We start from the raw sequence: 12,454 nt of genomic DNA, 5'->3' as shown, positions 1-12,454 counted from the left end.
TCTCACCCTTTCCATAGTAAATTAACTTGCATAAACATCAGTCAAAACATCATCAGGATCGGGATCAGGACTATTTTGCGCAAATAAAACTGCAGAATCTATTTTTTCTTTAACAGCAGCTTTAATTTCTTCTAACTCCACAACAGTAGCAAATTTCAGTTCTGTCAATTTCTTTTCCAAGCTTAAGACTGGATCCTTTTTCAGCCAGGCTTCCTGCTCTTTCGGGTCTTTATAAATGCATGGATCTCCTTCAAAATGTCCCCGGTGTCGCCACGTTTTGCACTCAATTAAACTAGGTCCATCACCTTTTCTGGCACGGTCAACAGCTTCTGCGGCGGCTTCATAAACTGCCACAACATCATTGCCGTCCACTGTGACACCGGGAATTCCGTATGCCGCAGCGCGGTCAGAGATATCGCTTACATTCATATGGTTCTTCTGATAATTAGAGATGCCGTACATATTGTTCTCACAGACGAAAATTACGGGCAATTTAAAAATGGAGGCCATATTTAACGATTCATGGAACGTACCGCGGTTTGAAGCACCATCACCAAAGAAGCATACTGCTACGGCATCGGTTTTTTTGTATTTGCAGGCGAAAGCGGCACCGGCAGCAATAGGTTGCCCTGCTCCCACAATACCGTTAGCACCCAGGATACCCAGGTTTACGTCAGCTATATGCATAGAGCCGCCTTTCCCTTTACAATAGCCGGTAGCCTTACCAAAGAGCTCTGCCATCATTAAGTCGATCCTGCCGCCTTTGGCAATCAGGTGACCATGACCACGGTGGGTACTGGTTATATAATCCTTGTCGGTCAAATTTGCACACACACCTGTAGCAACTGCCTCTTCTCCGATATAGAGATGGACAAAACCGGGAAGTTTGCCAGCTGCAAAAAGTTCAGCTGCCTTTTCTTCAAAAGTTCTAATCGTTACCATAGTTTCATAAAAACTTAGCAATTCAGCTTTTGTAATCTCCATCCATGTCTCCTCCTTTTCCTTTTTCTGAATAAGGCTTTTTATTACAGCGGAACGTAATAAAAATTTCTGCTGCTTAAAACTGCTAAATATCGATAAATACAGTAAGGGCCGCTACCACTATCACAATTTGCTCACCCTCCCCCAGCATGGGGAGTTTTAATCCGGGTACTGTTAAGCCCCCAGGCACCACTTCCAAGTTAACAGAGCCAAAAGGTATCATTTTAATCACTTCTTCTTTGTCCAGTCTTTCGGGATATGGACAGCCGATTCTTGCCTCAATATACATCTCGTTAGGATCACTGATGCCAAAAATATCCGAGAGGCCACACAGGCAGCTCCGGGATATGGCATCTTTTACAGCTCTCTGCGCTGCCTTGGTGACATCTTCTCCATGGAGATCAGCACCACTGCCTATTTCGATAATGAATCGCTTGCGCCCCATCATATCACCTCCTTTCATAACAGGTTGCCTCGGAAAAAGAGCTCTCTGTTTAACTGCTTTTATAACCGAACATATAGCAAGTATCGTGCCAACCCCTTTAAAAAGCTAAAACAGCCACCCCGCCTATAAGCGGCAAGGTGGCTGTTTTTTAAAACCATGTTGTGTTTAATTACACTCATGATGTAACAAAAGTGTCCCACGGTGATTACATCTGATGACACTTTTGCTACATATGTACAGTAAGTGTATAGTTAGTTTTTTATCCCATATGCACGCATTTTACGGTATATGGTATTCCGTGATACCCCCATATCTCTGGCGGTAAGGCTGACATTACCCCCGTTTTTATTTAAAAGGAAGATGATTTCCCGCCGCTCATTTTCCGCAGCCATAAGTTTTCTCTCCTCTCTGTTGTGGGAAATGTGATCAAACCTGTTAGTGAACAAAGATTCCGGTTGTAATTCTGTCCCCTGTCCAGGTATCATTTCCGCAGGCAGTCCGGATAGACTGATAATGCCATCCTGAGCCAAACAGACCATCCTTTCAACGATATTTTGTAATTCCCGGACATTTCCGGGCCAGTCATAACGCTCCAAACATCTTAAAACTTCCGGTTCAAACATAAATTTTTTCCCCAACTGATCTTCGTGTTTCTTTAAAAAGTGTTGAAAGAGCGGCACAATATCTTCCCGGCGGCTCCTAAGGGGTGGAATATTAATGCATAAAACATTGAGGCGATAGTAAAGATCCTGTCTGAATTTTCCTTTTGCTACTTCTTCCACAAGATTTTTATTTGTTGCACAAATAATACGAACATCCAATGGTATTAACTTGTGACTCCCAAGGCGGCTGACTTTTCTTTCCTGAAGAACTCTCAACAGTGCCACCTGCTGTTCAAGAGGCAATTCTCCGATTTCATCCAGGAAAAGAGTCCCCCCGTTGGCCTCTTCAAATTTGCCGGGTTTTCCCCCTTTTCTTGCACCAGTAAAAGCTCCCTCATCGTAGCCAAATAATTCACTGACAATCAAATCCCTTGGTATGGCACCGCAGTTTATAGCAATAAATGGACCTTTTCTCCGCCAACTTTTACTATGAATAGATTGGGCAAAGAGTTCCTTCCCAGTACCGCTCTCACCCTGTAGTATCACATTGACCATACTTTCGGCAGCCAGGGATGCCTTGCGTTTAGCTTCCGTCATGAGATCACTGTTGCCAATTACATCTTCGAAATTAAATAAATTTATTTCATTGCTAAAACTATTAACCAATTTTCTGGTCTCATTTAATTTTTTTAAAATAATTAATCCGCCGTTTTTCTTACCACTTCTGTCAAATATTTGTTCACCAAGAATTAGGTATTTATCTCCCAAAACTTCGTTTTTCAGGATGGATTCGTTTATATATTTATCATTTTTCGAGTTATCATTAAACAATAAATTAGCATCCAAAATTTCGGCAACACACCTGCCCATTATTTCATGTTCAGACTTTCCCAAAATATTCCTTACAACAGGATTTATATTAATAATACGGTTATTTTTATCTATCTCTATCAAGCCATCAGAAATTTTATCAAACACTTTGGCTAATTTATTATGAGATGCCAATAAGTCCTGGTTCATTTGCTTAATAGTAAATTGGACAGTAATTGTTTTGGCCAGAGATGTAACCATCCCTAAGGTATGGGGATGTTCACTGCTTGCATGCCCCGAAATATTTATTACACCCATAATTTGACCGTTTTTATTATAAATAGGCGCAGCAGAACAGGTCCATGTATGATGTTTTCTACAGTAATGTTTTGCCCCTGTAATCTGAATAGATTTCCCTATAACCAATGCCGTGCCGATGGCATTGGTGCCTACTTCATTTTCCAGCCAACTGGCCCCTTGTATAAAATTGAGTTTCTTTGCATCATAAATAATTTCCCTGTCTCCAAAACTTTCAATTATACGGCCACTTTCATCAGTTAATACCAGTATAAAACCGGAATTCTTAATGACCTCATACATATTCTCCATAAGTGGTTTTGCTATTTGCATCAACTCATAATTATTATCCAAAACTTGTTTGATATCCTGAGCAGTCAAGACATTGTTACAACAACCATCAGCTTGATCAACTTTAGCCGCATAACTCCTATTCCATGAATCAACGATTAGCTTATCGTAAATAGATTGTGTATTGTAGGGCGATACTTGTGAATTGGATTGTAATTTCATTTTAAGTACACCTCCGTTCTATTTCTTGAATATTTTATATAATATTCTGAAATATATGTATGTGTTTATTCTTCTTCCGCAATATATATGCCTTGCCAGCATTACTTTTTCCATTTTTTAAAAGAAACTGCTTACGAGGACATTATTCAACAAATAAATAAAATATCCTTCTCCTTCTTATCGGGAGTATTATGACCCAGTCCAAAACAGAAGCCGTAAGACTAAAACTTACAGCTTCTGTTTTCCTTATTCATTTTACTGTTATTATTATTAATCGCTACGCCTGTATATGTTTTCCGTTCTTTCCTATATTCGAGAGCAAAATACCTCCTAAAGCCCTGCCAGCACCTAGATACCTTCCCGCTCCCGCATAACAAGTCACCGGAACCGTCCCCCTGACTCATTCCCCTGACTCATTCTTTTGGGTTAGATTTTTATTTGAGTTGACACGTACTCAACAAGGCAAAACGTGTGCCTATGATTTTGAGCATTTTCCCGAGTTTCCGAATCCCGAAAGCCTTGATATATAAGGATCGGGGTTTTGAAAAAGGCCCATTTTTGCCTATCAACTGCCGAACTCCGGCCCTGGACACTTATAGAAAGGGCAGTTTATTGAAAAAATAAATGTAAACATCAAGCAAAGGAAGTTGGATATGACTAAAAATAATGATTGGCTCAGAAAATTATTATTTTCCACCCCTTTAGGCATTTTAGGTGCATTAGGTACTATTTGGCTTGGTAGAAGGGCGATTAAAAAAGTCAGTAATAGTTTTATTCAAAGATTAATGGTGGACTCTTATTCTGAAAATTTATGGGAATTTGTTTCTGCATCCCGGAAAGTTGGGCTCCAAACCATTGTCGAGACTAATCTCAGGGCCCAGAAAGGTAAAATGATTAATCGCCCTTTAGGAAGTCCTAAAACATTTCCCAATTTAGATGGTATTATGTTTAATTGTGCCCAATTACACAGGTTACCAACTGATGAAGGAACCGACATAGACACCAGGGTGGTTATCGGCCCCAGTGCTAAAAAACCTTTAAAAATAGAAATGCCCATTATTATTTCAGGCATGGCCTATGGTCTGGCCTTGTCGGCAAAAGCCAAAATAGCATTGGCCAAAGGAAGTACAATAGCCGGTACAGCTACGAATACCGGTGAAGGCGCTTTTTTACCTGCGGAAAGAAAAGCGGCAGCCAAGCTTATTCTCCAATATAACAGGGGTAAATGGAGTAAATCTGAAAAAATTTTAAAACAAGCTGATATGATTGAGATTCATCTTGGACAGGGAGCAAGGGCTGGAGTAGGTCACAAGATTGAAGATAAACAAATTAATTGGAAAATTAAAAGAATGCTGGGTTTGCGTTGGGGCGAGCGGGCAATAATTCATGCTAATTTTCCCGGAATCAAAGAACCAAACTATTTATATCACTTAGTAAAATATTTAAGGGAGGTCACCGAAGGTGTTCCTATAGGCGTAAAATTAGCAGCAAGTAAATACATAGAGGAAGATTTAGAAATTGCCTTAGAAGCAGGAATTGATGTTATTGCACTTGATGGTAGTGAAGCAGCCACTAAAGGCACAGCCCCTGTACTACAGGACGACTTCGGTTTACCTACCTTATTTGCTTTAACTAGAGCCACCAATTATTTTCAAAAACATGGACTTAAAGATAAAGTTAGTTTAATTATGGCAGGAGGCCTAGCGACACCGGGTAATTTTCTTAAGGCTATAGCCCTGGGGGCGGATGCCGTATATATTGGCAGTATTGCTTTATTTGCCATGAGTCATACCCAAGTCTTAAAATCCATACCTTGGGAACCTCCTACAGGAGTAGTTTTTTACAAAGGCAAGTTTCAACATAAACTAAATGTAAATAAGGGAGCAAAAAACTTAGCTAATTTTCTTGAAGCCTGTAATGAAGAAATAAAAGAAGCAGTCAGAGCCCTGGGGAAAACCAGCATCCACCAAGTTGATAAAAGTGATTTGTTCGCCTTAGACCCCTTCACGGCCGAGGTCGCTGACATTCCCCTGGGTTTTAAGGAGATTAATTTTTACTTAGATAAACAATGGTCCATAATACACTAATAACTAAATTAGAGCATAAAAAAAAAACAGCAAACGGGCGGCGTCTGCTGTTTGTGTATATTTTCTTTAAATCCTGCACATGGTTTAAAGCTTTACCGAAGCCCATGTATTGGACCACTCCTGCTTCCCGAGAAAGTCACAGGGACGATATTTGTCAGCAGCTTGGCCCCTCTGTTGGTGTGCAGTCATATTTTTCTCAATTAACAAACTTGCATGTATTTTTAAGCGGTTACCTTCTCGACCTGGCTCAAGTACTTGCTTTCACTGCGGTTAATAATGACAGCCGCACTGGCGTCGCCCGTCACATTGACAGTGGTCCTGATCATATCCAGGATCCTGTCAATTCCGGCAATAAGAGCAATCCCTTCCAGGGGCAAGCCGATAGACTGAAGAACCATGGTTAACATGATCAGACCTGCCCCGGGTACTCCTGCTGTACCTATAGAAGCAAGGGTTGCTGTTAGGATAACGGTGAACATCTGGCCAATAGTCAGGTCCATACCAAAGACCTGGGCTACAAAGACTGCACACACACCCTGGTAAATGGCCGTCCCATCCATGTTAATAGTCGCACCCAAAGGCATGACAAAACTGGAAACTTCCTTGCTGACGCCAAGATTCTCTTCAACGGACTTCATGGAAACAGGCAAGGTAGCAGAACTACTGCATGTAGAAAAGGCTATCAGCATAGCCGGCGAGAAACCCTTAAAAAACTTAAAGGGGCTCATGCCTGCCAGCATTTTCACAACAATTGAATAAACAATTACAGCATGCAAGATACATGCCAGATAAACAGCGGTAATTACTGCAGCCAGCGGGAGCAGTACCTTGGGTCCGTTAGCGGCCACCACGGGCGTGATCAATGCAAACACGCCGTAAGGAGCAAATTCCATGATTATGGCTGTAATCTTGTACATTATTTCGGCAAAACCGTCGAAGAAACTTAACACCGGCTTGCCCCTTTCCCCCACGAGGGTAATACCAATGCCACCAAAGATTGCAAATACGATGATCTGCAGCATATTAGCATCTACCAGGGCTTTGACGGGATTAGTGGGAAAGATGTCCAGCAGCACCTGGGATATGGGCATAGCTTCCTTCCCGGCGTATTTAGCGTTGGCTGGAAGGGTTAAGCCCATGCCGGGATTAATAATGTTGGCAATGATTAAACCGATAGTAACAGCCAGGGCAGTGGTAACCAGATAATAACTTAAGGTCTTGCCGCCCATCCTGCTTAGCTTTCTAACATCTCCTACTGAAGCAGATCCTACAATTAAAGAAGCAAAGACAATAGGTACAATGATCATCTTAATCAGATTAATGAAAAGGATACCAAAGGGTTTAATCCAGGTATTGATAAATGCTGTTGAACTGCTGAAAACAAGCCCCACTATTACACCAAGAAGGAGACCGATAAAAATTTTTGTAGTTAATTTCACTTAAAAATCCTCCTTATCAAAAAATGGGTATAGCATTAATTCGTTACAGCAGCACCCGGGACCCCTGCTGTACCGATGGAAACCAGTACGTAGGTTGCACCAATTTAATCTTTAAAGCTCGGTTAATTCGAATTGTTTTGATAATTTTTGCTAATTTAATATTATCAGGTGATTTAAATAAATCGAAATAGATGATATTTATTACTATATAGAAATCTTTTATTGTCTTTCACATAATGTAAAAGGTCTACAGCACTTCTTTTATTCTTTTAGCCAGTCCCGCTATTTATAAGTAGGAATTCCGCAGATATATATATAACAATGACTTTTTGCGACAACACCTCTTAGCTACTGCCATGACCTGAATTAACAATAGTATTCTTACCAGTTAAAAAGTCTTGATTCTACTGGTAAGATACATTAATCTTATAATTAACTTTATTGGAAAATGCCCCTGATTTTCTTAGCCTTGGACATCCAGGGTCAGTAATTGCTGTTGTGATAGAAGTTATGCCCTCCTCATCATATCCCCTTAAAGTCCTGTGTTTTTCCATATATTTGATGGCTGAGTCTACATCTATGCCATCCTTTTTATATAACCCGCCGGATCCATCACTTATAGCAACAATTTTAATCATATCTGCTACATTTACTCTGGTAAAATAGACGTTAATAATGAGTTAATTAGATTTATTTATTTGTTTTAGTTAATAACATTCAGAACCATACTTTCTTATATACTCATACTCAGAGGACATCCTTAAGCTGGGAATGGAGTTGAGTACATGGATACTCGCCTGCTAAAAACGTTTTTACTGGTTGCTCAACTGCAAAACATAACTCAGGCTGCAGAAAAGCTGAATTTTTCCCAACCAACTATTACGGCTCAAATACAAAACCTGGAAGAAATATTCGGAGTTTTATTGTTTGAAAGACAGGGCAAGAAGTTAATCATTACCGAAGCCGGGAACGAGCTATATAAATATGCCGAACACATGCTGGCCATATATAATGAAGCTCAGATGGCCTTGGCAAGTTACCGGAAAAAAAGCGCTGCTCTTACTTTAGGCGTATCCACCCATATTATTAACTATCTCCTCCCGCCAATTCTCAAGAAATACCAGAGCCGTGTACCTGATGGAAGTGTATGTGTCCGTCTCTTCATGAGTACTAAAGAGACGCTCAACGGGCTGCTGGAAAACCAGTTTTATATTGGCCTGGTCCATGATAAAATATCCCACGAACAATTTGAGCAATTCAAAATTACTACGGAAGAAGTTATCTGGGCCGGGCATCATGATCTTTTGGCAAAACATAAATCCTCAAACTGCATCAGTGATTATCCATTTATAAACTATACAACGGATACAGTTTTTCGCAGCAAGTTTAACAATCTCTTTAAGGAAGTTGGCTGTAATTCAACAATTGAATACAGTGATACACAGGCCGTCAAACAAGCAGTATTAAATGGCCTCGGAATATCTATTTTACCTTTTTCTCTCATTAAAGAAGAAATTGCGGATGGTACACTTGTCCAGATAACAAACACACCACCATTATTCCTGGATATATATGTTTTATTTAAGAGAAACGCAGTCTTCTCACCATCTATATATAAGTTTTTAGAAATTCTTTCAGAATTGCCGACCGCAGACAGTAAATTAAAAGCATTTATCGATTCTAAAAAATTTAAAAAAAGTAATTGAAGGTAAATTCCAAATTATTTACTTTAAAGCGTAAACACAAGCAAATTGAGGGATAGTTACGTTGCTTGTGTTTATTTTTTCGCTTTTTCAGTTGAAATTATAGAATTTATTAATTAATTAATCAGCAAACATTATTTCTCAAGGTTTACGGTCTCGTATATGATAGAGTGTAAATGCTAAAATAAAGTGTACCAAAAACGCTAATGAAAAGTGTGCCACTAAAATAAGCCAGTAATGGCAAATATTATGGCTTTTCATGGTATTATCTTAATTGGTGCGGAACCAAAAAAGTAATATTATGGGAGGCGAAAAATGATTAAGAGGTGGCACATGTACAGTAAAATTCAGGTAATGAAAAGTGAAGGTTTTAAACAACGTAAGGTGGCAAAAATGCTACAGATTCATCGTAATACTGTTAAGAAATACTGGGATATGACACCTGATGAGTTTCAGGAGACAATCCTCGAACCGGCTAAGAAATCCAGCCTTGAGCAACACAAAGAGTTGATTATCTCATGGTTGCGGACTTATCGTGAAATAACCGCTGCCCAAATTTATGATTGGTTAAAAGAAAAGTACAACCCGACTCTGGCAGAAAACAGTGTCAGAAGATATGTCCGAATGTTACGGATAGATTACAATATCAAGCCGGAAGGTGATGACCGCAACTATGAAGCAGTCCTGGATCCTCCGATGGGATTGCAGATGCAGGTTGATATTGGGACCATATCAGTCGAAAATGTTCGGACAAGGCGATATCAGAAACTTTACTGTATTGGGTTTGTGCTTTCAACTTCAAGATATAAGTACGGGGTATGGTTTTCAAAACCACCGGATGCTATGGATATGGTAAACGCCATTAAATGCTGTTTTGAATGGATGGGCGGCAAGCCTAAAGAACTGGTATTTGACCAGGACAGGCTGATTGCAGTGGATGAAAATTATGGCGATATACTTTATACAAAAGAGTTTGAAGCGTTCAGACAAAACGAGAAGCTGAATATCTACCTCTGCCGGAAAGGCGATCCGCCAAGTAAGGGCCGGATTGAAGCTGTGGTAAAATTCTTTAAGTACAATTTCGCAAGATATCGGCAATATTCCGAACAATGGATATGGGATGAGGAATTTGAAAAATGGCTTCACAGAACCGGTAACGCCAAAAAACACTCAATTACAAAGAAAATACCGGCTGAGGTGTTTGAAATAGAACGTGGCTACCTCACTCCGGTATCATACAAAATAGAAAATCCTGATAGTAATATATTACTGCGAAAAATCAGAAAAGACAACACCGTCATGTATGAGGGCAGCAGATATACCGTACCCACCGGAAGTTTTGGAGTTTATGAAGATGTCCAATTGCAGATTCAGGAAGATGAACTGCTTATATATGCCGGTTTTTGCGATATACTGCTGGCCAGGCACAAGATATGCTTGGAAAAGGGTAAATTAATCCAAAACAACAATCATATCAGAAACAAGAACATTAAGATTGCCGGCATGAAAGAGGCTTTAAAAGCCAGATTTTTAGACCCTGCTACAGCTGAAAAGTATCTTGACCGGATACATGCAGGGAAGAAAAGATATGTCAGGGATCAGTTCCAGTTAATCGAAAAGACCATCAGTCAATACAGCAGCGAGGCTGTGGACGCGGCCCTTCAGTATTGCCTGACAAATGAACTTAACAGTGCGGTTGATTTTCGGGATGCGGTCATCCATTTTAGCCAGGGCATAAAGGAAACAGAGAACAAGCCGGTCCCCTCGGATATTCATACCACAAACAATTCAAGCTTATCCAGCCTTAAAGTGGCCAAAAGAAATCTGCAGGATATGATCAACTGCCTGAAAGGGGGCGCCGGAACATGGCTGAATTAACTGTTGTGGCGTCCAAGCTGAAACAACTGAACCTTATCGAAGCTTCCCACAGTCTCGAGACGGTTGTTGCGGAGGCGGCCTTGGCCAACAAGACACCGCTTGATGTATTGGATAAGTTATTAAACCTTGAAATTGACGGCAGAAACGCCAAAGGAAAAGCAAAAAGGCTGAAAGCTGCTTGTTTCCCCTATGTAGAAGGATTAGACAGCTTTGATTTTAACCGTAAGGGTTTTACAGGGATAAGCAAAGCTCACATCAAACAACTGGCTGAATTGGCCTGGCTGGAGAAGGCTTATAACATCATGTTCCTGGGTCCTACCGGGCTCGGCAAAACGAGGCTTTCAATCGGACTCGGGTTGAAGGCGGTAGAGGCCGGATATCACGTATCATTCATCAGTCTTGACGAGTTGATGCGGATTCTAAAGACTTCGGAAATCAGCCCTAGGGCCGCAAGAAGGGTCAAGGCCATAAAGAACAGTGATCTGGTCATCCTGGACGAGGTGGGCTTCTTGCCCATCTCTAAACAGGACGCGAACAAGCTATATGAATTAGTGAATTTACTGTATCTAAAAACATCTATCATCTTGACCAGTAACAAAAGCTTCGAGGAATGGAGTGAGTTCATAGGTGACAGTATGATAACCGCCGCAATCCTCGACCGTCTGGCCCACCAGTGTGAGATATTTACCCTGGATGGCCCAAGCTACAGACTAGAAAATCGAAGAACCATTTTTGGAAATTAATTACTGGGAATTTTATTGGTAGAAATTAGCTCAAAGTGGTACAAAAAATATTAGCGTTTTTGGTACATTTGATATTGACGTTTACATAGAGTCAAGAAATAAGGAAAATAATTACTTTCCACGACTCCATAATAAGCATTGTGGGTGAGTATTATGAGCGAAAAAATAATCGGTATTTTAGGCGGTATGGGGCCTGAAGCTACTGCAAATTTCTTTTTAAAGATTATCAAAGCCACTCCAGTTGAAAAAGACCAGGATCACTTGAGGATTATCATTGATTCAAACCCCAAAATTCCAGATAGAACATCAGCCATATTAGGCCACGGACCCAGCCCTGTGGAAACAATGGTTAGAACTGGTAAAAATCTGGCCTCATTAGGGGTTAACATAGGGGCAATACCCTGTATAACCGCACATTATTTCTTCGATGAAGTGCAAAAAGAATTGCCGTTTCCTCTAGTCAATGCCCTGGAAGAACTGAATAAAAGAATTAAAACATCTTATCCTCACGTGGAAAAAATCGGAGTCCTCGCCACTACTGGTACTGTAAAATCCAAATTGTACGACAAACATCTCTCATCTTACACGATTATTTACCCTGATGATTCTAGCCAGGAAAAGATCATGAAAGCTATTTATGGTATCAATGGCATCAAAAATGGCAATACAGGCATTTATCCCAAATGCTTACTGGTACAGGCCGGATTTGAATTAATCGAAAGAGGGAGTCAAGCTCTAATAGCTGGTTGTACAGAAATCCCCCTGGTTTTAAAGCCAGAGGATTTTCCCGTACCGCTGCTGGATCCCATGGAAGTTTTAGCTGAGTCCATAGTAAACATGGCGAAACAAAGCCAGCATTAACGCAAATATAATAAAAATCCAATTCCATAAAGATAATGGGGAGCCAACGCTCCCCATATCTATTGAGCAAAACTTCTTCTCTTTCATGTAATCCT

The 12,454-nt window shown here is 40.4% G+C and carries 10 protein-coding genes; 5 read left to right on the top strand and 5 right to left on the bottom strand.

Translation table 11 applies throughout. The features are described from left to right. Positions 1–21: 21 nt before the first annotated feature. From BR63_RS14130 to BR63_RS14120, 3 genes are all read right to left on the bottom strand, one after another. Positions 22–984 (bottom strand): thiamine pyrophosphate-dependent dehydrogenase E1 component subunit alpha, encoded by a 963-nt coding sequence (locus BR63_RS14130; protein WP_034421314.1) that lies wholly within the window; start codon positions 982–984, stop codon positions 22–24. A gap of 82 nt (positions 985–1,066) precedes the next feature. Continuing rightward, positions 1,067–1,429 carry a Lin0512 family protein gene (locus BR63_RS14125; protein ID WP_207724727.1) on the bottom strand — a complete coding sequence of 121 codons (363 nt, stop codon included), beginning with the start codon at positions 1,427–1,429 and terminating at the stop codon, positions 1,067–1,069. Between the two features lie 248 nt (positions 1,430–1,677). After that, positions 1,678–3,648 carry a sigma-54-dependent Fis family transcriptional regulator gene (locus tag BR63_RS14120; protein ID WP_081908088.1) on the bottom strand — a complete coding sequence of 657 codons (1,971 nt, stop codon included), beginning with the start codon at positions 3,646–3,648 and terminating at the stop codon, positions 1,678–1,680. A 653-nt stretch (positions 3,649–4,301) separates the two neighbouring features. On the opposite strand from BR63_RS14120, the gene BR63_RS14115 reads away from it, so the two are divergent. Further along, on the top strand, positions 4,302–5,735 hold the full coding sequence (locus tag BR63_RS14115; protein ID WP_034421317.1) for an FMN-binding glutamate synthase family protein: 1,434 nt from the start codon (positions 4,302–4,304) through the stop codon (positions 5,733–5,735). A gap of 221 nt (positions 5,736–5,956) precedes the next feature. Here the strand turns inward: BR63_RS14115 and BR63_RS14110 are convergent, their stop codons facing one another. Together BR63_RS14110 and BR63_RS14105 are read right to left on the bottom strand one after the other, a co-directional pair. Next, positions 5,957–7,174, bottom strand: a complete 1,218-nt coding sequence (locus BR63_RS14110) for a dicarboxylate/amino acid:cation symporter (RefSeq protein ID WP_034421319.1) — start codon at positions 7,172–7,174, stop codon at positions 5,957–5,959. Positions 7,175–7,578: 404 nt separating this feature from the next. After that, the gene (locus BR63_RS14105) at positions 7,579–7,812 is read right to left on the bottom strand and encodes a hypothetical protein (RefSeq protein WP_034421321.1); all 234 of its coding nucleotides are present in this window, start codon (positions 7,810–7,812) and stop codon (positions 7,579–7,581) included. A 147-nt stretch (positions 7,813–7,959) separates the two neighbouring features. Here BR63_RS14105 and BR63_RS14100 point away from each other — a divergent pair, with 147 nt between their 5' ends. From BR63_RS14100 to cuyB, 4 genes are all read left to right on the top strand, one after another. After that, positions 7,960–8,880, top strand: a complete 921-nt coding sequence (locus BR63_RS14100) for a LysR family transcriptional regulator (RefSeq protein WP_051965601.1) — start codon at positions 7,960–7,962, stop codon at positions 8,878–8,880. 312 nt (positions 8,881–9,192) lie between these two features. Then, a complete protein-coding gene (locus tag BR63_RS14095; protein ID WP_187142697.1) occupies positions 9,193–10,755 on the top strand; it encodes a DDE-type integrase/transposase/recombinase in 1,563 nt (520 codons plus the stop codon). Next, complete coding sequence (gene istB / locus BR63_RS14090) at positions 10,743–11,498, top strand: IS21-like element helper ATPase IstB (RefSeq protein ID WP_187142695.1); 756 nt, start codon at positions 10,743–10,745, stop codon at positions 11,496–11,498. Before BR63_RS14095 ends, istB begins: the two co-directional genes overlap by 13 nt. 153 nt (positions 11,499–11,651) lie before the next feature. Next, entirely contained in the window at positions 11,652–12,359 is a 708-nt protein-coding gene (cuyB, locus tag BR63_RS14085; protein ID WP_034423208.1) for a cysteate racemase, read from the top strand. Positions 12,360–12,454 lie beyond the last annotated feature (95 nt).

The sequence above is a fragment of the Thermanaerosceptrum fracticalcis genome, assembly GCF_000746025.2.
Classification (GTDB): domain Bacteria; phylum Bacillota; class Peptococcia; order DRI-13; family DRI-13; genus Thermanaerosceptrum; species Thermanaerosceptrum fracticalcis.
This window is presented reverse-complemented; position numbering and strand designations above follow the sequence as displayed.